General features: G+C 64.4%; 20 protein-coding genes and 1 pseudogene. 15 read left to right on the plus strand and 6 right to left on the minus strand.

Annotation, left to right across the window (positions count from 1 at the left end):
- The first annotated feature begins 133 nt into the window (after positions 1 to 133).
- The 8 genes from L2A60_RS14420 to ptsP are packed head-to-tail and all read left to right on the plus strand — an operon-like array spanning position 134 to position 10418.
- A complete protein-coding gene (locus L2A60_RS14420; protein WP_235705144.1) occupies positions 134 to 1630 on the plus strand; it encodes an MFS transporter in 1497 nt (498 codons plus the stop codon).
- Between the two features lie 50 nt (positions 1631 to 1680).
- Entirely contained in the window at positions 1681 to 2520 is an 840-nt protein-coding gene (locus L2A60_RS14425; protein ID WP_235705145.1) for a phosphodiesterase, read from the plus strand.
- Complete coding sequence (gene glpD / locus L2A60_RS14430; protein WP_235705146.1) at positions 2517 to 4049, plus strand: glycerol-3-phosphate dehydrogenase; 1533 nt, start codon at positions 2517 to 2519, stop codon at positions 4047 to 4049. Before L2A60_RS14425 ends, glpD begins: the two co-directional genes overlap by 4 nt.
- Before the next feature lie 40 nt (positions 4050 to 4089).
- Positions 4090 to 5589 carry a glycerol kinase GlpK gene (gene glpK / locus L2A60_RS14435; RefSeq protein ID WP_235705147.1) on the plus strand — a complete coding sequence of 500 codons (1500 nt, stop codon included), beginning with the start codon at positions 4090 to 4092 and terminating at the stop codon, positions 5587 to 5589.
- A gap of 25 nt (positions 5590 to 5614) precedes the next feature.
- The gene (locus L2A60_RS14440; protein WP_235705149.1) at positions 5615 to 6454 is read left to right on the plus strand and encodes an MIP/aquaporin family protein; all 840 of its coding nucleotides are present in this window, start codon (positions 5615 to 5617) and stop codon (positions 6452 to 6454) included.
- A 53-nt stretch (positions 6455 to 6507) separates the two neighbouring features.
- The gene (gene dhaK, locus L2A60_RS14445; protein WP_235705151.1) at positions 6508 to 7509 is read left to right on the plus strand and encodes a dihydroxyacetone kinase subunit DhaK; all 1002 of its coding nucleotides are present in this window, start codon (positions 6508 to 6510) and stop codon (positions 7507 to 7509) included.
- Positions 7509 to 8111 carry a dihydroxyacetone kinase subunit DhaL gene (gene dhaL / locus L2A60_RS14450; protein WP_235705152.1) on the plus strand — a complete coding sequence of 201 codons (603 nt, stop codon included), beginning with the start codon at positions 7509 to 7511 and terminating at the stop codon, positions 8109 to 8111. Before dhaK ends, dhaL begins: the two co-directional genes overlap by 1 nt.
- 6 nt (positions 8112 to 8117) lie before the next feature.
- The gene (gene ptsP, locus L2A60_RS14455; RefSeq protein WP_235705153.1) at positions 8118 to 10418 is read left to right on the plus strand and encodes a phosphoenolpyruvate--protein phosphotransferase; all 2301 of its coding nucleotides are present in this window, start codon (positions 8118 to 8120) and stop codon (positions 10416 to 10418) included.
- A 16-nt stretch (positions 10419 to 10434) separates the two neighbouring features.
- Here ptsP and L2A60_RS14460 read toward each other — a convergent pair whose 3' ends face one another.
- Positions 10435 to 10863: a MucR family transcriptional regulator gene (locus L2A60_RS14460; RefSeq protein WP_235705173.1), complete on the minus strand. Its 429-nt coding sequence runs from the start codon at positions 10861 to 10863 to the stop codon at positions 10435 to 10437.
- A gap of 160 nt (positions 10864 to 11023) precedes the next feature.
- On the opposite strand from L2A60_RS14460, the gene L2A60_RS14465 reads away from it, so the two are divergent.
- Positions 11024 to 11287 carry a sulfurtransferase TusA family protein gene (locus tag L2A60_RS14465; protein WP_235705154.1) on the plus strand — a complete coding sequence of 88 codons (264 nt, stop codon included), beginning with the start codon at positions 11024 to 11026 and terminating at the stop codon, positions 11285 to 11287.
- Here L2A60_RS14465 and L2A60_RS14470 read toward each other — a convergent pair.
- The 4 genes from L2A60_RS14470 to L2A60_RS14485 are packed head-to-tail and all read right to left on the minus strand — an operon-like array spanning position 11265 to position 13526.
- Entirely contained in the window at positions 11265 to 11687 is a 423-nt protein-coding gene (locus L2A60_RS14470; RefSeq protein WP_235705155.1) for a GNAT family N-acetyltransferase, read from the minus strand. The two genes, L2A60_RS14465 and L2A60_RS14470, sit on opposite strands and share 23 nt — an antisense overlap.
- The gene (tsaB, locus tag L2A60_RS14475) at positions 11684 to 12355 is read right to left on the minus strand and encodes a tRNA (adenosine(37)-N6)-threonylcarbamoyltransferase complex dimerization subunit type 1 TsaB (protein ID WP_235705156.1); all 672 of its coding nucleotides are present in this window, start codon (positions 12353 to 12355) and stop codon (positions 11684 to 11686) included. Before tsaB ends, L2A60_RS14470 begins: the two co-directional genes overlap by 4 nt.
- Positions 12352 to 12936, minus strand: a complete 585-nt coding sequence (locus tag L2A60_RS14480; RefSeq protein WP_235705158.1) for a malonic semialdehyde reductase — start codon at positions 12934 to 12936, stop codon at positions 12352 to 12354. Before L2A60_RS14480 ends, tsaB begins: the two co-directional genes overlap by 4 nt.
- A 32-nt stretch (positions 12937 to 12968) precedes the next feature.
- Entirely contained in the window at positions 12969 to 13526 is a 558-nt protein-coding gene (locus L2A60_RS14485; protein WP_235705160.1) for a NifU family protein, read from the minus strand.
- Between the two features lie 207 nt (positions 13527 to 13733).
- Between L2A60_RS14485 and L2A60_RS14490 the strand changes: the two are divergent.
- From L2A60_RS14490 to L2A60_RS14505, 4 genes and pseudogenes are all read left to right on the plus strand, one after another.
- Positions 13734 to 14090, plus strand: a pseudogene (locus L2A60_RS14490) (NADPH-dependent FMN reductase); the annotation flags it as partial.
- Between the two features lie 129 nt (positions 14091 to 14219).
- Positions 14220 to 14627, plus strand: coding sequence for a Fur family transcriptional regulator (locus L2A60_RS14495; protein ID WP_235705164.1), 408 nt, complete (start codon positions 14220 to 14222; stop codon positions 14625 to 14627).
- Positions 14624 to 15478 carry an urease accessory protein UreH domain-containing protein gene (locus L2A60_RS14500; protein WP_235705165.1) on the plus strand — a complete coding sequence of 285 codons (855 nt, stop codon included), beginning with the start codon at positions 14624 to 14626 and terminating at the stop codon, positions 15476 to 15478. The genes L2A60_RS14495 and L2A60_RS14500 overlap by 4 nt, the downstream gene beginning before the upstream one ends.
- Before the next feature lie 119 nt (positions 15479 to 15597).
- Entirely contained in the window at positions 15598 to 16128 is a 531-nt protein-coding gene (locus L2A60_RS14505) for a Spy/CpxP family protein refolding chaperone (protein ID WP_235705166.1), read from the plus strand.
- A gap of 4 nt (positions 16129 to 16132) precedes the next feature.
- Here L2A60_RS14505 and L2A60_RS14510 read toward each other — a convergent pair whose 3' ends face one another.
- Positions 16133 to 16840, minus strand: a complete 708-nt coding sequence (locus L2A60_RS14510; RefSeq protein ID WP_235705167.1) for a class I SAM-dependent methyltransferase — start codon at positions 16838 to 16840, stop codon at positions 16133 to 16135.
- Positions 16841 to 16871: 31 nt separating this feature from the next.
- Between L2A60_RS14510 and gloB the strand changes: the two genes are divergently transcribed.
- Together gloB and L2A60_RS14520 are read left to right on the plus strand one after the other, a co-directional pair.
- Positions 16872 to 17606, plus strand: a complete 735-nt coding sequence (gene gloB, locus L2A60_RS14515; protein WP_235705168.1) for a hydroxyacylglutathione hydrolase — start codon at positions 16872 to 16874, stop codon at positions 17604 to 17606.
- A 20-nt stretch (positions 17607 to 17626) separates the two neighbouring features.
- Complete coding sequence (locus L2A60_RS14520) at positions 17627 to 18817, plus strand: metallophosphoesterase family protein (protein ID WP_235705169.1); 1191 nt, start codon at positions 17627 to 17629, stop codon at positions 18815 to 18817.
- The last annotated feature ends 156 nt before the right edge of the window (positions 18818 to 18973 follow it).

Genomic DNA, 18973 nt, shown 5'->3' on the forward strand with positions numbered 1-18973 from the left:
GTGATTTAATTTTCGCTTGCGAACATCACGGCTCCGTGTTAGATTGCCAGCAACGATAATCGGGGGAAATCGCCATGCGGCATTCTTATCATATTGCAAAATTTGAATATCTTTACGCGGCTTCGGGCAAACGATGCGGCGCGAGATTTTCCGAACCCGGCTTTATTCGCATTCGAACGAAACGCCGCGCACGAGTGCGCCGATCGATCTCCTGATCGTCGACGGTGCTGGGGGCGCCGGACTGAGATGCTTGGCGCAGCGTTATGGCAAAGGAAGGGGATGTTGCATGGCTTTCGATATCCTTGAGTCCGCGGAACTCCGGTCGTTTCATCGCAGGATCACGATTCTCTCGGCAGCCGGGGTATTCCTGGATGGCTTTGATCTCACCGTTATCGCGGTCGCGCTTCCATTTCTCATCAGACAATGGTCGATACCGCCAGATTTAATTGGCGTGGTCGCCGCCTCCGCGATCTTCGGGATGCTTGTTGGCTCGCTCATCTTCGGCCATCTGACCGACCGGCTCGGCCGCAAGGCCATGTATATGTTCGATCTGGTTTTCTTTGTCGTATTTGCCGCTTTGACGGCTCTATCGCAGAACATTTGGGAATTGCTGATCTTCCGCTTTCTGCTTGGCATCGGCATCGGGGCGGATTACCCGATCTCCACGACCCTCCTGGCCGAGTTCGTGCCGGCGAAAACCCGCGGCATGTTCGTGGCATTGCTGGGAGCGACATGGTTTTTCGGCGCGATGTGCGCCTATATCGCAGGCTACCTGCTGCTGCCATTAGGCCCAGATGCCTGGCGCTGGATGTTGGGCATTGGCGCGATCATTGCTCTCATTGTGATCTTTTTCCGCGCGACAATCCCAGAATCGCCGCGCTGGTTCGCGTCCCGTGGGCGCATTGACGAGGCGAACGCGGTTCTGCGCCATCTGGGTGCCGCCCAGGTTTCCGTGCCGAATATCTCGAGTCACGGCTGGATCGAGATGTTTTACAAGCCTGTGCTCCGCATGACGGTTTTCGTCTCGGGGTTCTGGTTCTGTTATGATGTGGCTTTTTATGGGATCGCCATTTATACGCCCACAATTCTAAAGGCGTTCAGCCTTGGATCGAGCGGTGCGGCCTATCTAGGTTCAGCCATCGTTTCACTGCTGGGTCTCGTTGGTGCAATGATCGGCGTTGCATTGGTCGATCGCTGGGGGCGCCGGCCGCTGATCATTTTCGCTTTTGCCGGCCTGACGCTCCTGGTCGTCGTGCTGGCCTTGGTACCTAAGCCGGTACTGGCAGTTTTAGTCGTGCTGTTCGGTTTGGCAACCCTGTTCGCTAATATGGGACCAGGCGTGTTGGATTTCGTCTATGCAACGGAAGTCTTCCCAACCGGGTTGCGCGCAAGCGCTGCGGGATTTGCCACTTCCGTCAGCCGGGTCGGGGCGATTCTCTCCATTCTGGTATTTCCAGGTCTGGTGCACTCCTGGGGACTGCAGAAAGCGCTGTGGCTGTTCGTTGCCGCGTCATTCGCGGGGCTCGTGATATGCCTGTTGTTAGCGCCGGAAACCAAGAGGCAAAATCTGGACGACCTTAGCGAAATCCAACAACCAGCTCGAGAATCTCTGATAAATCCTCATGCCTGAATCGATGTTGCCGCAGATTTTTCCGCAGATTCGTCTTTTTGGATGAGATAATGCTCATTGCTCAGTTGACCGACCTTCATGTCTGTTCCGCCGGACGCCCAGCCGCCAGGGTCGTGGAAACCAACATGCTGACCGAACGCGCATTGCGCGCGGTGGCGGGACTGCGCCCGGCACCCGATTTTGTAGTGATATCCGGGGATCTTACGGAGAACGGGTTGATTGATGAATACAAAAACCTCGCCGCATTGCTGGAACGCTATCTGACCATGCCGATATTCGTCGTGCCCGGCAATCACGACCGTCGTTCCAATTTACGCCAGATCCTGCCACATCTTCCCGGCGTAAGCAGCGATTCTCGATTCATCCAGTATGTCGTGGAAGAGTTTCCCGTTCGGCTGATCATGCTTGATACCGTTGTTCCAGGGCACGCCCATGGCGAACTGGGCCCGGAGCGTCTTGATTTTCTTGATCGATCTCTCACGGCCGCACCGCATCGCCCCAGCCTGGTCGTGATGCATCATCCGCCATTTCGCTGCGGAGTTGCCAGCATGGATTCGATCCATCTTCGTGACAGCGCCGCCTTTACCTCGGTCATCGCGCGTCATCAGCAGGTGGACCGGATTCTGTCCGGCCATCATCATCGCATGATCATCGGCAGGGTCGCACAGGCGATCGCCATGGTCGCACCCTCCATCGCCCATCAATGGATACTTGATTTCGATGCCGCAGCACCCGCGGCGCTGGTCATGGAGCCTCCCGCCTTCATGCTGCACCACTGGGCGCGCGAAGAAGGCATGTCTTCGCATGCCGTCTATGTCGAATCCTATCCCGGCCCATTTCCTGGACTTACCGACCCTGAATATCCGGGACATGGAGGAGCAGTCTCATGAGCGCCGATCTCCTGATTGTCGGCGGCGGCATCAACGGCACCGGTATTGCGCGTGATGCCGCGGGGCGGGGCCTGTCCGTCCTTCTCGTTGAACAGGACGATCTCGCTTCACATACTTCCTCGGCAAGTACCAAGCTTATTCACGGCGGGCTGCGCTATCTCGAATATTACGAATTCCGCCTGGTGCGCGAGGCGCTGATGGAGCGCGAGCGGCTGCTCGGCATCGCGCCGCACATCATCTGGCCGCTCGAATTCGTGCTGCCCCATTCGGCGGATCAGCGCCCGGCCTGGATGATTCGCATCGGCCTGTTTCTCTACGATCATCTCGCGAAGCGCGAGCGCCTGGCCGCGTCGCGCGCCGTGGGCTTTCCGCCGCATCCGGCCGCCACAATCCTGCAACCCGCCTATCGGCGCGGCTTCACTTATTCCGATTGCTGGGTCGAGGACAGCCGGCTCGTCGTGCTGAACGCGATGGATGCCGCCGAACGCGGTGCGGATATCCGCACCCGGACGCAACTGGTCTCGGCCCGCCCCGAAGGGACGTTCTGGCGCGCCGAGATCGAGGATCGCGCCACCTTCGCACGCGAAACCGTCATGGCGCGCGCGCTGGTCAACGCCGCCGGCCCCTGGGTGGGCGAGGTGCTGAGCGAAAAACTCGGCCGCAACACCCACAAGACCGTACGGATGGTCAAAGGCAGCCACATCATCGTCCGCAAGCGCTACGAGGGCGATTTCGCATTCATCCTGCAGAACCCAGACAAACGCATCGTTTTCGCGGTGCCCTACGAGCACGATTTTACTCTCATCGGCACCACCGACATCCCCTATGAGGACGATCCGTCTCAGGTCGTTATTTCCGCTGACGAGACGCGCTATCTGTGCGACAGCGTGTCGCGTTATTTTCGCGCGCCAGTCACCCCGGCGGATGTCGTGCGCAGCTATTCCGGCGTTCGCCCGCTCTATGACGATCACGCCAAGAACGCCTCGGCGGTGACGCGCGACTACGTGCTCGATGTCGAGGGCGGCGACGACAAACCCGCCCTCCTCTCGGTGTTCGGCGGCAAGATCACCACCTATCGCCGGCTGTCCGAGCACGCCTTGGAAAAACTGCTGCCGGCCATGGGGCGTGCGATCGGCACACCCTGGACGGCGGGATCGCCCTTGCCCGGCGGCGACATGGAGAATGCGGATTTCAGCACCTATCTGCATCAACTGACTTCGCGTTATTCTTTCCTGCCACCTCGCCTCGCCCATCGCCTCGCCCGCGCCTACGGCACCCGCGCCGAACGAATCCTTGGTGATGCAGCCAGCCTCGCCGATCTCGGCACCGATCTCGGCGGCGGACTGACCGAGGCGGAGGTGAATTATCTCGTGGCCCACGAATGGGCGCGCGAAACCGACGATATTCTATGGCGGCGCTCGAAACTCGTGCTGCACGTGCCAGACGGCACCCAAGCGAGGCTCGCCGCCTATCTCGCGTCTCTGCGAACGGCCGGGCCGGTTGAAGGAGGTGGCCGCACGCATTGCTGACCAGTCATCGGTTTTCAAATCAATATCGAGGGAGCACAAAATGTCACGTTATGTCGGTGCCATCGACCAAGGCACCACGAGTTCGCGCTTTATCGTGTTCGACAAACACGGCAACATCGTGTCGGTCGCGCAGAAGGAACACAAGCAAATCTATCCAAAGCCCGGCTGGGTCGAACACGATCCGCTGGAAATTCTCGCCAATACCAGCGAGGTGATCGGTGCCGCCCTCGCCCGCGCCAATCTGACCGCGAGCGATCTCGCCGCCGTCGGCATCACCAACCAGCGTGAAACCACCGTGCTGTGGGACAAAGCGACCGGCAAGCCGCTCTGCAACGCTTTGGTCTGGATGGATACCCGCACCGATCAGCTCGTGCAGCGGTTTACCAAGGATGGCGGGCAGGACAGGTTCCGCGCCAAGACCGGCCTGCCGCTGGCGACCTATTTCTCCGGGCTGAAGCTGCTGTGGATTCTGGAAAACGTCGAGGGGGCACGCAAGAAAGCCGAAGCGGGCGAGGCACTGTTCGGCACGATCGATGCGTGGCTCACCTGGAATCTTACCGGCGGCGCTAACGGTGGCAAGCACGTCACCGATGTCACCAACGCCAGCCGCACCATGCTGATCGACCTCGCCACCTGCGACTGGGACGACGGAATGCTGAAACATTTCAATATCCCACGCGCCTGTCTGCCGAAAATCGTCGCGTCCTCGGCGGTATATGGCGAAATGGAAACCGCACCACTGCGCGGCACCAAGCTCGCCGGCATGTTGGGCGACCAGCAGGCGGCGTTAGTGGGCCAGACCTGTTTTGCTCCGGGCGAGGCTAAAAATACCTATGGCACAGGGTCTTTTCTCCTGATGAACACCGGCACCGATCCGGTGCAGTCGAAAGCCGGGCTGCTCACCACCCTCGCCTATCAATTCGGCGACGAGAAACCGCGCTACGCGCTGGAAGGCGCGATCGCGATCACCGGCGCGCTGGTGCAGTGGCTGCGCGACAACCTGAAACTCTTCGATGTCGCGCCGCAGATCGAGCCGCTGGCGCGCAGCGTCGAGGATAATGGCGATGTCTATATCGTGCCCGCCTTCTCCGGCCTTTATGCGCCGTATTGGAAGGACGATGCGCGCGGCGTGATCGCCGGGCTGACGCGCTATGCCACCCGCGCCCATCTCGCCCGCGCCGCGCTCGAATCCACCGCCTATCAGGTACGCGACGTGGTCGAGGCGATGGAGGCCGACAGCGGCATCAAGCTTGCCGCGCTGAAAACCGATGGCGGCATGGTCGCCAACGAACTGCTCATGCAGTTCCAGGCGGATATTCTGGCAGCACCCGTGGTACGACCGAAAATGACCGAAACCACCGCGCTCGGGGCGGCCTACGCGGCGGGTCTCGCGGTCGGCTACTGGCAAAATGTCGAGGACCTGCGCGCGAACTGGGGCGTCGACAAGACCTGGGAGCCGAAAATGGCCGAGGATGTCCGCGCCCGTCACTACAAATCCTGGAAGAAGGCCGTGCAGCGGTCCTTCGCCTGGGTCGAATGAACCACTAACGTTAGGGAGCAAACCAATGAACCGACAATTGAGAGGCGAGCTGATCTCCGAAGCCGTCGCCGTCTTCATCATCATCGCGTTCGGCGATTCGGTTGCCGCGATGTATTTCCTGTATGACCCAAGCCCCTATCAGAACGCCTACTGGGGGGTGTGCATGAGCTGGGGTATGGCGGTCACGCTCGCAATCTATGTAACCGGATCGATCTCGGGTACCCACGCCAATCCGGCAGTGACTCTGGCACTCGCAATGTTCCGAGGATTTTCCTGGAAAAAGGTGATTCCCTATGTTGTGGCGCAGATCGTCGGCGCGTTTGTCGGCGCGATCGTGGTGTATGCCTTGTTCGTGCCTGTGATCAACCACTTCAACGACCTTCACCATTTCACCCGGCCGGAGAGCATCCAGACGGCAGGCGTGTTTTTCACCCATCCTGGTCTCGCAATCACGCCGCTGCACGCTCTATCCGACCAGATCATCCTGACCGCCTTCCTGATATTCGGCATTTTCGCGATCACCGAGCAATATAACGAGATGGCTCCGGGAGCGAATTTCGGCGCGGTGATGATCGGCCTTCTGGTCGCGATCATTGGTTCGAGCATGGGCTATCTGGAGGCATGGGCGATCAACCCGGCACGTGACTTCGGCCCACGTGTTTTCGCCTATCTGGCCGGCTGGGGCTCGGGCGCGTTTCCCGGACCCGGTGACTACTGGTGGGTGCCGATCGTCGGCCCGCTAATCGGCGGGGTTATCGGCGGTGCCGCGTATCAGTGGCTGATCCACCCCTATCTGCCGGCGCGGGTGCGCGCGATGGAAGAAGAACGTCGCCGGATGGGCTTGAATGAAAATCCGGCCGAATGATCTGACATGAACGGGCCGGTCCTTCAGGATCGGCTCGCACGCGGGAGGGACTCATGAAAAAACTCATCAACGCGCCCGAACACGTCGTCGCCGAGGCGCTGGAGGGCATGGCGTTTGCCCATGCCGATCTGATCCGGGTGAATCGCGACCCGGATTTCATCGCCCGCGCCGATGCACCGGTGCGCGGCAAAGTGGCACTCGTCTCCGGCGGTGGCTCCGGCCATGAACCGATGCATGGCGGTTTCGTCGGGCGCGGCATGCTCGACGCCGCCTGTCCGGGTGCGGTGTTCACCAGCCCGACGCCCGACCAGATGCTGGAAGCCACCAAGGCGGTCGATGGCGGTGTCGGGGTTCTGCACATCGTCAAGAACTACACCGGCGACGTGCTGAATTTCGAAATGGCCGCCGATCTCGCCAGGGAGGAGGGCATCGACGTGCATGCCGTCGTCATCGACGACGATGTCGCGGTCAAGGATTCACTCTACACCGCCGGTCGGCGCGGCGTCGGCGCGACCGTACTCGCGGAAAAAATCTGCGGCGGGATGGCCGAAGCGGGCGCGCCAGTCGATCATGTCGTCGATCTCTGCCGCGCGGTGAATGGTGCGGCGCGCTCCATGGGTCTGGCACTGACGCCCTGCACCGTGCCCCATGCCGGCAAGCCGAGCTTCGATCTCGCCGAAGACGAAATGGAATTCGGCATCGGCATCCATGGCGAGCCGGGACGCAGGCGGATGAAGCTCGAGCCCGCCGACCGCATCGCGGAGATGCTGATGGAACCGATCCTGGAGGATCTGCCGTTCAGGCGCGGCGATGACATACTGTTATTCGTCAACGGCATGGGCGGAACCCCGCTGATCGAACTCTATGTCGTCTATCGCGCCGCCGAGGCGATCGCAGCGAAGCACGGGCTCGCCGTCTCGTGCCGCCTGGTCGGCTCCTACATGACCAGCCTCGACATGGCGGGGGTTTCGATCACCGCGCTCCGGCTCGACGACACCATGCGCAAGGGGTGGGATGCGCCGGTCATCACCCCAGCTTTGCGTTGGGGCGGCTGATGGCGCGCGACGCAACCGCGCTCGCCCTCTGGCTGCGCCACGCGAACGCCATGTTCGCAAACGAACAGGCGGCGCTGAACGCGCTCGATGCGGCGATCGGCGATGGCGATCACGGCGCCAATCTCGCGCGCGGTTTCGCCAAGGTGGTGACGAAGCTCGACGAAGCGACGCAAGCGACCCCCGCCGCGCTGTTCAAGCTCGCCGGCATGACGCTGATCGGCACGGTGGGCGGCGCCTCCGGCCCGCTCTACGGGACGTTCTTCCTGGAAGCGGCGAAGGCGGCGGGCGATGCCGCGACCCTCGACGATGCCGCCCTCGCCGCCTGCCTGCGCGCCGGCCTCGCCGGGGTGCGGGCGCGCGGCAAGGCCGAGCCGGGCGACAAGACCATGGTGGATGCGCTGATCCCCGCCATCGCCGTGCTGGACGGCGGTGGATCGCTCGCCAAGGCCGCCGAGGCCGCGCGCGACGGCGCCGAAGCGACCAAGCCGATCGTCGCGCGCAAGGGACGGGCGAGCTATCTTGGCGAGCGCGCCATCGGCCATGTCGATCCGGGGGCGACCTCGTCGGCCATGCTGCTCGCCTGCCTAGCCGAGGCGTCTTGAACCCCGATGTCAGCTAAAGTCGCGCTGGTTCTCGTTTCGCATAGCCGGGTGCTGGCCGAAGCGGTCGCGACACTGATCCGGCCGATGACCGGGCCTGACCTGAAGATCGCCTGCGCCGCCGGCGCGGGCGATGATGGTGCCGAACTCGGCACCGACGCCACCGCGATCCTGGCGGCGATCGAAGACCTGGACAGCCCGGCCGGCACGCTCGTGCTGATGGATATCGGCAGCGCGCTGCTGAGCGCCGAAACCGCGCTCGATCTGCTGGATGCGGTGATCCGTTCGCGGGTTTCGCTCTGCGCCGCACCATTCGTCGAAGGCGCGATCGCCGCCGGGGTTGCCGCTGCCGGCGGGGCGCAGCTCGATACCGTGCGGGCGGAAGCCGAAGCGGCACTAGAGTCGAAGCGCGCGCAACTCGGTCTCGATTCGGCGCAAACAACGCCGCAGCCCGCTAACAACGTCGATTCAGTGACGCGCGAGGTGCGCATCGCCGACCCCGCCGGGCTGCACCTGCGCCCCGCCGCCGCAATCGCGCGGCTCGCCCAGGCGCAGGCAGCAAATGTCACGCTCGCCCCGGCGGACGGATCGCGCGTCCCGGCGCCGGCGACCAGCCTGACGGCCCTGCTCGGTCTCGGCGCGCGGGGCAACGCAACGCTGCGCCTCTCCGCGAGCGGCGCGGGTGCCGAAGCGGCCCTCGATGTGATCGAAGCGGTGCTGACCGCGCCAACACAAGAGCCCGAACCGCCGGAGCCGGTTGCGGCAACCGGCCCGCGCCCGGCATCGCCCGGCATCGCGATCGGTCCGATGCGCACTCTACGCACCACCATGCCGCCTATCGCGCGCAGCCTCGCCAAGGATCGCGACGCGGCCAAACGCGCTCTCGATGCGGCGCTCGGCACGGCGAAGCGTCAGGGCGGCGCCGGCCATGCAATTCTGGACGCCCAACGCGCGCTGCTCGACGATCCAGCCCTCCGCGCCCATGCCATCGCCCTGACCGACCGGGACGGTCTCGACGCCGCACCCGCCTGGGCGGAGGCGATCGAGGCCGCAGCCTCAACAATCGCCGCGCTCGACAATCCCATCCTGCGCGCCCGCGCGGCCGATCTGCGCGATGCCGGCGCCCTGGTGCTGCGCGCGCTCGGCGTGACCCACGCCGCCGCGCTGCCTGACGGGCCGCCCGCGATCCTGATCGCCGACGATCTGCTCCCCTCCCTCGCCGTCACTCTCGATCGCGACCGCGTGCCCGGCGTGATCGACCGTGCCGGTGGAACTGCGTCGCACGCCGCCATTCTGCTCCGTGCCGCCGGAATTCCCTATCTGGTCGGCGCCGGGGCAACCGAGCTGAAGGAGAGCGCGATCGTGGCATTCGATGGCGCAACCGGTGAATTCTGGCTCGATCCTGACGCAGCGACGTTGGCGATGCTGCGCGCGCGGGAAGCGCAGGCGGCGCGGGATGAAGCCGCGTCGCGATCGAACCCGGTGCGCCTCGCCGACGGCAGCGACATCACCCTCTGGGCCAATGTCGCGAGCCGCGCCGAAGCCGAGGCGGCCGATCGGGCGAATGCCGCCGGCATCGGACTGCTGCGCACCGAATTCCTGTTCCTCGACCGGGTCTTGCCACCCTCGGAGGACGAACAATGCGCGATGCTGCGCGCGATCATGGCGCCGATGCGCGGCCGGCCGATCGTGCTGCGCACGCTCGATGCCGGGGCGGACAAACCTATGCCGTTCCTGCCACTCGCACCGGAGCAGAACCCCGCGCTCGGTGTGCGCGGTCTGCGCGCGCTGCTGGACAACGATGCGATTTTCGAAACCCAGCTCCGCGCCATGCTGCGGGCGGGTGTGGATCACGATGCGCGCATCATGCTGCCGATGGTCACCAATCCAAGCGAGGTGACCGCGGCGCGCGCCATCCTGAATCACGCCCACGAGGCGCTCGCCGGAGCGAAAACCGATCACGCCTGGCCGGTTCGCCTCGGCATCATGATCGAAGTGCCGGCGGCGGCGCTCGTCATCGCGGATTTCGCCGACATCATCGATTTCGTCTCGATCGGCACCAACGATCTCACCCAATACACGCTCGCCGCCGACCGCAACGTCCCGGCCCTCGCCGGGCTGGGCGGCACGGCGCATCCTTCGGTGCTCGCCTTGTGCCGCAAGGTCGCCGCCGAGGCGCGCGTGCCGGTATCGGTCTGCGGCGAGGCGGCGGGCGATCCCGAGATCGCACCGCTGCTCGCCTCCTGCGGTATCCGGAATCTGTCGACGGCGCCGCGATCCTTCGCCGCGATCCGAAAGATATTCGACTAGGACCGGGCTGGACCGATTACTTCTTGCCGCGCGCCGCCTGGGCCGCCGGCTTGGTGCCGAGCCCGATCTTCTTGGCGAGGTTGGAGCGCTGCTTCGCATAGTTGGGCGCGACCATCGGGTAGTCAGACGCCAACTGCCAGCGCTCGCGATATTGCTCCGGCGTCAGATTATAGGCCGACTTCAAATGCCGGCGCAGCATTTTCAGCTTTTTGCCGTCTTCCAGGCAAATGATATAGTCGGCGAACACCGACTTCTTCGGGTTGACCGCAGGCTCCGGCAGCGGCGGGGGCGCCGGCTTCTGCGTTTCGCTTCCGCTCAGGCTGCGATAGACCTCGCGGATCAAGTTCGGCAGCATTTCGGGAGTCACTGAGTTGTGCGACACATGAGCCGAGATGATCTCCGCGGTCAGTTGCAGGAGATGTTCATTGGTCTGGGAATCCGACATGACTAGTCCTTCAGAAATCTTCTTGCGCACCATGTGGCGCCACGCTCAATAGAATGATTCTTGGGGCAAACGCAAGAAATGACCGACAAAAATTCCATCGATCAACGAAATCGGCCGAACGATGACTACCGAACCAGTGAGGTTGATTGGAAAAACCCTAATGAATAACACGAATATCGTTGAATTTCCGCCGCATGACCGGGCGATCGACATTACTGGTGAAACCTGCCCGATGACTTTCGTGCGCACCCGGCTCGCGCTCGATTCGCTGCCGCCGGGCGCGGTTCTGCTGGTCCGGCTCAAGGGCGCGGACCCACGCGCCAATGTGCCGCGCGCCACCGCCGATCAGGGCCACGATCTACTCGACATGTTCGACCTGCCGGACGGCAGCGCCGTCCTGGTCATTCGCAAGGCGTCCGCCTGAGCAGCAGAGCATCCTGACCGGCGCCGTAATAATCCCGCCGCCGCCCGGCCTCGGCAAACCCCGCGCGCGCATAGAGCGCACGCGCAGCCGCGTTATCCGCCGCGACTTCGAGAAACACCGCCGAAGCGCCGCGCCGCCCGGCCTCATGCAGTGCCGCACCGAGCAATTGCCAACCAAGGCCGCGCCGCCGCGCCGCCGGAATGACGCCGATGGTCAGGATTTCCGCTTCGTCCGCCACCGTGCGCGCGATCACGCAGCCGCCCGCCTCGTCGATGAATCCGAACACGCCTGGGCTCGCGAACAGGGTCGCGATGCTCGCTTCGGACCAGGCCTCCGGGCCGAAAGCCGCTGCGTGAAGCAGGCCAATGGCCTGAGCGTGCGGCGCCGCAGCCGGGATCATTGCGGCGGTGGCCGCAGACCCGCTTCGGGTAGCTTCGCTTCCGGCGGATCGACATAGAGCGGCGCCGCCGGGCGTGGCGCATCCCCGCCTGCCACAAGGTGCCGCAGCGCCGAAGCGATCGCAGCACCCGAGCAGAATCGCGCATCGGTCAGCATCACGTCATGGCCGCGCGCGGCGAGCATCGCGGCGGTCTCGCCGGCCCGATCGCCGGCAAGGGCGACCGGCCCGTCGGGGACAGGAATATCGGCATCGTCGAACGCCGCGGCGCGCCCGTCCCGCACCAGGAACAGCCGGCCGCGCCGTGCCGCGATCGCGATCCAGAGCGGACGATGCAGGGTGGGAAACGCGGCGCCGAACGCCTCGCTCATCGAAATGCCGTGAACCGGAACGCCGGCGGCAACGCCAAGCCCTTGCGCCAGCGCGATCGCGGCGCGCAACCCGGTGAAGCTGCCCGGCCCCACCGTCACCGCAATCGCATCGAGCGCCGAGGCCGCGATCCCGGCTTCAGCGAGGCAGTCGTCGACCCAGACCGCGAGCGTATCGGCGAGTCCGGTCTTCAGCACTCCGGCGCGCAGCGCGCGCACGTGATCGCCCTCCATCAAGGTCACGCTGGCGCGGCGCTGTGCCGCGTCGATCGCCAGGATGCGTCCGGGCGGCTTTTCGCTCACGCCAGTACGCAGGCCTCGTCGAAATCGAGGCGCGGTGAGCGGGGAAACAGATTGGCATCGGTGCCATGGCCGAGATTGACCAGGAAATTGGACTTCCAGCCCTGTTCGGCGAGAAAGGACTGATCGACCTTCGCCTTGTCGAATCCGGACATCGGCCCGCAATCGAGCCCGAGGCCGCGCGCGGCGATGATCAGATAGGCGCCCTGCAACGTGCCATTGCGGAACGCGGTTTCGTCGGCGAGATCAGGATTGCCGGCAAACCACGCCCGCGCATCGGCATGGGGAAACAATTTCGGCAGGTGTTCATAGAAAATCGGATCATAGGCGACGATCACGGTGACCGGTGCCGCCATCGTCTTGTCGACATTGCCGGGATTCAACGCGGGTTTCAGCTTCTCCTTCGCCTCGCGGGTGCGGATGAAGACGAAGCGCGCCGGCGAGCAATTGGCCGAGGTCGGGCCGAATTTCAGGATATCGTACAGAGCGTGCAGCGTCTCGTCGGCAACCGGCGTGTCGGTCCAGCCGTTCCGGGTGCGAGCAGTGCGGAACAGCACATCGAGCGCGCCATCGTCGAGCGTCATGCGAAATCTCCGAAAAAATTAACTGGAAATGATCAGGCGGCGACCTGCTCGACCGCCTTCACCTCGGGTACGTAGTGCTTCAGCAGGTTCTCGATGCCCATTTTCAGGGTCGCGGTCGAGGATGGGCAGCCCGAGCAGGCACCCTGCATGTGCAGCCGCACCACGCCGTCGCGATAGCCGCGGAAAATGATGTCGCCGCCATCGCCCGCCACCGCCGGACGCACCCGCGCATCGAGCAGATCCTTGATCTGCTCGGCGATCTCGCGATCCGCCGGATCGACATCCTCCGCCGCCGCAACCGCCTCGCTCGCCATGACCGGGCGGCCGGAGAGGAAATGCTCCATGATCGCGCCGAGCACCTGCGGCTTCAGCGCCGGCCAGAGGATGCCGTCATCTTTGGTCACCGAGACGAAATCGGTGCCGAGAAACACCCGCGTCACCCCGGCAAGCTCGAACAGGGCGCTCGCGAGCGGGCTGATCGACGCCGCTTCGGCATCGCTGAAATCGGCCGATCCCTCGGCGAGGACGGTCCGGCCGGGCAGGAATTTGAGTGTCGCCGGATTGGGGGTGACGTCGGTTTCGATGAACATGGCAGGGCTCCCGTTTCATACCGGACCAATGCGGTCCTCTCGCTACAACATCGGCGCCGGCAACGCAAAGGGCAAGGGGACTCGGCGTGGGTCAGTTTGAATTTCGGTGCCCCAGTCCAAAGTGGGGCGCTCGTATGAACCGCGCCGGGTTTGCCAGAGGCAATCTGAGTCAGGCCACCATAGCCAGCTCTTCCACCAGCGTCGGTTCTAGCGCTGCGAAAGCAGATTGGATCATGCCAAGGTTTGCTCTTGTGCAGCCCGGAATACGCTCGCGGAGTGGCCGGCGTGATGAAGAACGCCCTGGATTGGCTGGTCAGCAGCCTGGAATTCCCCGGAAAGCCCGTTGCTGTCATCAACGCGTCACAGCGGGCTACCTGTGCCGATGCCCATCTTAAGCTGACATTAGCAACAATGTCGGCGCGACTGGTTGAAGCCGCTTCGATTACGCTTCCCTTGCTTGGCCGGAACCTTGATGCGGATGGTATCGTGTCCGATGACGCATTATCGGCGCAACTTCGCACGGCCCCCGATTGTCTTGCGTGCACAATTGCGGAGAATGGCTAAGCAGGTTTTCCGTCATCGCTTTAATTCAAACCGAGACACAAGCACGGATTCCTGAACCGGGGATTCCCTGGCACGGCAAGTTACGCAAACTGCTTGCATAATGAGGCCGCAATCGCTATCTCCCGGCCCATGGCCCGACCCTCCCGCACCCAGGCAGCCCTCCTCGCCGTGATGAACCGGCCGGACCGCCATGCCTGGACCCTGGACGAACTCGGCGCCGGACTCGCGGCGGAGGGCGTAACTGCCGATTTTTCCACCCTGTTCCGCGCGGTGGAGCGGCTGGTCGCCGAAGGGCGGCTGCGCAAGGTGCGGCTCGAGGATGCTCCGGCGCGCTACGAGCATAGCGGGGCGCATCACGACCATCTGCACTGCACGGAATGCAACGCGCTGGTGCCGGTGCCCTGCCTGGCCCGGCAGATCGACGTCGCCGCCCTGGAGCGCGCGACCGGCTTTTCAATCGCCACCCACGACATCGTGCTCGACGGCATCTGCCCATCCTGCCGCGCGCAGCCGACCATTTTCGAAAGTGCATCATGATCGATTTGTGGAACCCGGCCCATGTGTCGCTCGGGATCGACCTGCTCACCGCGCTTCTGCTCGGCATGGTCCACGGCGTGACGCCGGACGAGCACACCTGGCCGATCACCTTTTCCTATGCGGTCGGCTCCTATTCGACTTGGCGCGGGTTGCGGGCGGGGCTGATCTTCTCGCTCGCCTTCACCCTCCAGCGCGCGATCGCCAGCGAACTCGCCTATCTCGGCCTGTCGCGCCTGCTCACCTTCGCCGCAGTGGATTTCTACGTCTATGTCGTGGTCGGCGCGGTGATGGTCTGGGCCGGGCTGGCAATCGCACAAGGCCGCATGGCGCCGCATCTGCATCTTCGCCCCTCCCCACCCCGCGCCGATCCCTTCGCCGATCCGCGCCCCTGGATGCCGGCCCTGCACGGGTTCATCGCCGGCTGGGGTTTCGGCGCCTTCGCGACCATTCTCTACACCGTGCTCGCACCCGCCATGCCGTCCGCCGCCTGGGGCTGGACGCCGGGTGCGGCGTTCGGCCTCGGCACCACCCTGGTGCAGATTTTCGCCGGCGCCGCCTTCGGCTATTGGGCGGCGCGGCGCGGCCTGCCCGCCGAGGCGATCCGCCGGGTCGGGTTGCTGACCGCCGCGCGCACCCTGCTCTGGGGCGGCGGCGCCTTCGTTCTGGCCGGGCTGTTCGGCATCGGTTTTCCGCGCCTGGCCGATTTGAGTTTCGACAGCGGGATCAAGGTGCATAACCTGCACAGTATCGGGCTGCCGTTCCTTCTGGTCGTCGGCGTGGTGATCGGCGTCGGCTTCACCTCGCTGCTCCGCGAAACCGCGACCTTGCGGCGCGCCGTGCCGCGCGGGTGAACCGCATATCAGCGGCGCGTTAAACTTCGGTAGGCCATGTTTCGGACATCAACGCGCCAGCATCCGGTCATCGGCCGGCGCGTAAAGCGATGCGGACCAATTTTATTCGGAGATCGATCATGTCGCTGTCCCGCACTCTTCACAAACCCGTGCTCGCCGCCGCCCTGCTTGCCTCCGGCCTCGGCCTCGGCGCCGTCGGCCTGCACCGGGCCAGCGCCGAGACGGCGCCCGCCACCGCGACCGGCGCCGCACCAATGACGCCGATGCAGAAGGCGATCATCGCCCATGTCAATGCCCGGCTCGCTTCGCTGAAAAAGGATATCGGCATCACCAAGGCCGAGGAACCCGCCTGGCACGGCTTCACCCAGGTCTCGCGCGGCAATGCCACCGGCATGGCCGCGCTCTATGCCGCGCGGGCCAAGGGGCTGGCGACGATGAACGCGGTGCAGAACATGGAATCCTATTCCGCGATCGCGGCGAAGCAGGCAGACGACATGAACGCGCTCTCGGCCGCGTTCCAGACCCTCTATGCCAAGCTCACGCCCGCGCAACGGAAGAAGGTGGATGCGCGCTTCCGCGCCGAGGCCCGCGCGATGCAAGCGCGGCATATGCACGCCATGACGAAATCGCACAAAAAGCCGCAAAACTGAGGTTTCAGCCCGCTTCGACGAATACCATCCGCCGGCGCGGCTCGCGCAGCGGCATCACGCCGGCGACATCCTTCGCCGCCTCGGCAAGAATGACGCCGGCGGCCTGCGGCATCGCCCGCCGCCCGGCGCGTTCGGCGAGCGACGCGGTCTTCAGGATCGTCCCGCCACCCAGCGGCGGCATGAACAAGGCGACATCGCGCCGCTCGACCCGGAACAGCGCGCCGGCAAGCAGCCGGCCGAGTTGGGACGCGCTGTAAGGCTGGCCATGGCCGAACGGTGTGCGCTCCAGATAGGCCCAGGCCGAGGTGCGGTTCGGCACCACCACGATCAGCCGCCCGTCCGGCTTCAGCACCCGCCACGCCTCGCGCAGCATGCGCCGCGCACTCTCGGCCTGTTCGAGCCCGTGGATCATCAGCAGGCGATCGATGCTGACATCCGCGAGCGGCAGAGATTCTTCCTCGGCGGTCACGCTGAGGTTGGGCCGGTGCGCCGGCCAGCGCGCCGCACCCATCTGCGCCGGGGTGACCGCGATGCAGCGCGCCGCCTGCCCGCGCCAGAGTCGCAGATAGGGCGCCGGATAACCGATGCCGAGCACCGCCATGCCGGTCAGATCGGGCCAGAGGCCGAATAGTCGGGCGCGAATCAGCCGCGCCGCGATCACGCCGCGTCGCGTGGCGTAGAAATCGGCCATTGCGGTCGCATCTATAGCCATGCCACCCTTATAACACGCCAAAGGATCGAATATGACCATCGCGCATTCCGGCTTCACCGTCATCCGCGTGCCCATGCTCGCCGACAATTACGCCTGGCTGGTGAGCCGACAGGGCGTTGCCGCCTTCATCGACCCCGCCGATGCCGGTGCCGCGATCGATGCCGTGGAGCGCAGCGGCGGCAGGCTCGATTTCGTGCTCCTGACCCATCACCATGACGATCACATCGCCGGCGCCGCTTCCCTCGCTGCCCGGTTCGGCGCAAAGCTCATCGGCAACGCGGCGGATGCGGCGCGGCTGCCGAAGCTGGGCATCGCGCTGAACGACGGCGACACCCTCGATTTCGGCGGTGCGACCCTTCGCATGATCGCGACCTCGGGCCACACGATCGGCCACGTGACCTATCTGTTCGGCGACGCCATCGCCGCCTGCGGCGATACGCTGTTCAGCCTCGGCTGCGGGCGCATGTTCGAGGGCACGCCCGCGATGTTCCAGTCCAGCCTGCAGCGGATCGCAACCCTGGACCCCGGCATCATGCTGCTCTGCGGCCATGAATACACGCTGGCCAACGCGCGCTTCGCCCGCTCGGTCGATCCCGACAACGAAGTGCTCGCCGCCCGCGCCACCGAGGTCGAAAGGCTGCGCCGCGAAAACCAGCCGACCCTGCCGGTGCTCCTCGCTGACGAGCTGCTCGCCAACCCGTTCCTGCGCGCCCAGACCGCCGAGGAATTCGCCCGGCTGCGCGCGGCGAAAGACAATTTCAGATAGCCCAACATCACGAGGACGCCATGACGACGACGCCACGCGCGCCCAAACCCGCCCCCCACCGCTTCGCCGCGGACTGGGCCGGACGCCACTGCCTGGATTCCCAGGCCGGACCGTATAACGCGGGCAGCGGCTTCGAGCCCTTGCCGCCGCCCACAGGCAAGCAGCCGTTCCGGCTCGATCTCGCGAAAATCATCCCCGATGCGGTTGCCGCGATGAAAAAATCCGGCGGCATGTGCCTGCATGTCGTGGGCGATACCGGCGGCGTGCTCGATCCGCGCCCGCAGGAACTGGTCGCCGCCGGTCTGGTCGCCGATTCCGCGATCGCCGGGCCTTACGGAAAACCCGCTTTCTTCTATCATCTCGGCGACGTGGTCTATTTCGACGGCCAGGCCGACCGCTACTATCCGCAATTCTACCTGCCCTACGACTATTATCCGAACCCGATCATCGCGATTCCCGGCAATCACGACGGCGACCGCTACGATAACGGGCGGTTGGTGGAAACCGTACCCTCGCTCGCCGCCTTCGTGCGGAATTTCTGCGCGGCCGGGCCGGGCATTCACACGCCGGAAGCGATGGACGCGCCGCGCACCGCGATGATCCAGCCGAACGTGTATTTCACCCTTAAAACCCCGTTCGCGACCTTCATCGGCCTCTACACCAACGTTCCCGAAGGTGGCGAGGTCAAACCGGATCAGCGCGACTGGTTCGCCGGCGAACTCAGGGCCGCTCCGGCGGACAAGCCGGTCATCGTGGCGATGCACCACCCGATCCACTCGCTCGACGCCTATCACTCCGGCAGCAGAACCATGGCCGCGGTGCTCGCCGAGGCCGAAGCCGCATCGGGCCGGCAGGCGCATATGGTTCTCGCCGGCCATGTGCACAACTACCAGCGTTTCACCGTGACCGATGCTGCACGCGGAGCAAGGCCCTTCATCGTCGCGGGGTTCGGTGGCTATCACAATCTGCACCGGATGATGCGCATCGGAGGCCAGGACATCGTGCCGCCCTTCACCGCGCCGAACGATCCCAATGTGGTGCTGGAAAACTTCGTCGACGACCGCTTCGGCTTTCTCCGTCTCGACATCGACACCGAGACGATCAGCATAAACACCTACACCGTACCGCGCCCGCAGGAACCCTACCGCAACCCCCCGCGCCTGCGCGACACCGTGACGCTCGACTGGAAAAACCGGCGGCTGATCGCGTAAGCGAGAAAGTCCAGAAGCGCTGCCTACGAAAGCCTAGACCGAAGTTTTCATTGGTCTGAACGAGAATCCCCTGGATTTATTGGCGGATTTTTTGATCTGCTTTTGACGTCTACTGGACACGCATGGGTTCGATCTCGAGGAGGTTGAACTCGAGGA

This window comes from Acidiphilium iwatense, from assembly GCF_021556475.1.
GTDB classification, from domain to species: Bacteria; Pseudomonadota; Alphaproteobacteria; order Acetobacterales; family Acetobacteraceae; genus Acidiphilium; species Acidiphilium iwatense.

Coding starts and splice junctions, on each gene's coding strand:
- L2A60_RS14420 (WP_235705144.1), top strand. CDS start 134: ATGCGGCGCGAGATTTTCCGAACCCGGCTTTATTCGCATTCGAACGAA.
- L2A60_RS14425 (WP_235705145.1), top strand. CDS start 1,681: ATGCTCATTGCTCAGTTGACCGACCTTCATGTCTGTTCCGCCGGACGC.
- glpD (WP_235705146.1), top strand. CDS start 2,517: ATGAGCGCCGATCTCCTGATTGTCGGCGGCGGCATCAACGGCACCGGT.
- glpK (WP_235705147.1), top strand. CDS start 4,090: ATGTCACGTTATGTCGGTGCCATCGACCAAGGCACCACGAGTTCGCGC.
- L2A60_RS14440 (WP_235705149.1), top strand. CDS start 5,615: ATGAACCGACAATTGAGAGGCGAGCTGATCTCCGAAGCCGTCGCCGTC.
- dhaK (WP_235705151.1), top strand. CDS start 6,508: ATGAAAAAACTCATCAACGCGCCCGAACACGTCGTCGCCGAGGCGCTG.
- dhaL (WP_235705152.1), top strand. CDS start 7,509: ATGGCGCGCGACGCAACCGCGCTCGCCCTCTGGCTGCGCCACGCGAAC.
- ptsP (WP_235705153.1), top strand. CDS start 8,118: ATGTCAGCTAAAGTCGCGCTGGTTCTCGTTTCGCATAGCCGGGTGCTG.
- L2A60_RS14460 (WP_235705173.1), bottom strand. CDS start 10,863: ATGTCGGATTCCCAGACCAATGAACATCTCCTGCAACTGACCGCGGAG.
- L2A60_RS14465 (WP_235705154.1), top strand. CDS start 11,024: ATGAATAACACGAATATCGTTGAATTTCCGCCGCATGACCGGGCGATC.
- L2A60_RS14470 (WP_235705155.1), bottom strand. CDS start 11,687: ATGATCCCGGCTGCGGCGCCGCACGCTCAGGCCATTGGCCTGCTTCAC.
- L2A60_RS14480 (WP_235705158.1), bottom strand. CDS start 12,936: ATGACGCTCGACGATGGCGCGCTCGATGTGCTGTTCCGCACTGCTCGC.
- L2A60_RS14485 (WP_235705160.1), bottom strand. CDS start 13,526: ATGTTCATCGAAACCGACGTCACCCCCAATCCGGCGACACTCAAATTC.
- L2A60_RS14495 (WP_235705164.1), top strand. CDS start 14,220: ATGGCCCGACCCTCCCGCACCCAGGCAGCCCTCCTCGCCGTGATGAAC.
- L2A60_RS14500 (WP_235705165.1), top strand. CDS start 14,624: ATGATCGATTTGTGGAACCCGGCCCATGTGTCGCTCGGGATCGACCTG.
- L2A60_RS14505 (WP_235705166.1), top strand. CDS start 15,598: ATGTCGCTGTCCCGCACTCTTCACAAACCCGTGCTCGCCGCCGCCCTG.
- L2A60_RS14510 (WP_235705167.1), bottom strand. CDS start 16,840: ATGGCTATAGATGCGACCGCAATGGCCGATTTCTACGCCACGCGACGC.
- gloB (WP_235705168.1), top strand. CDS start 16,872: ATGACCATCGCGCATTCCGGCTTCACCGTCATCCGCGTGCCCATGCTC.
- L2A60_RS14520 (WP_235705169.1), top strand. CDS start 17,627: ATGACGACGACGCCACGCGCGCCCAAACCCGCCCCCCACCGCTTCGCC.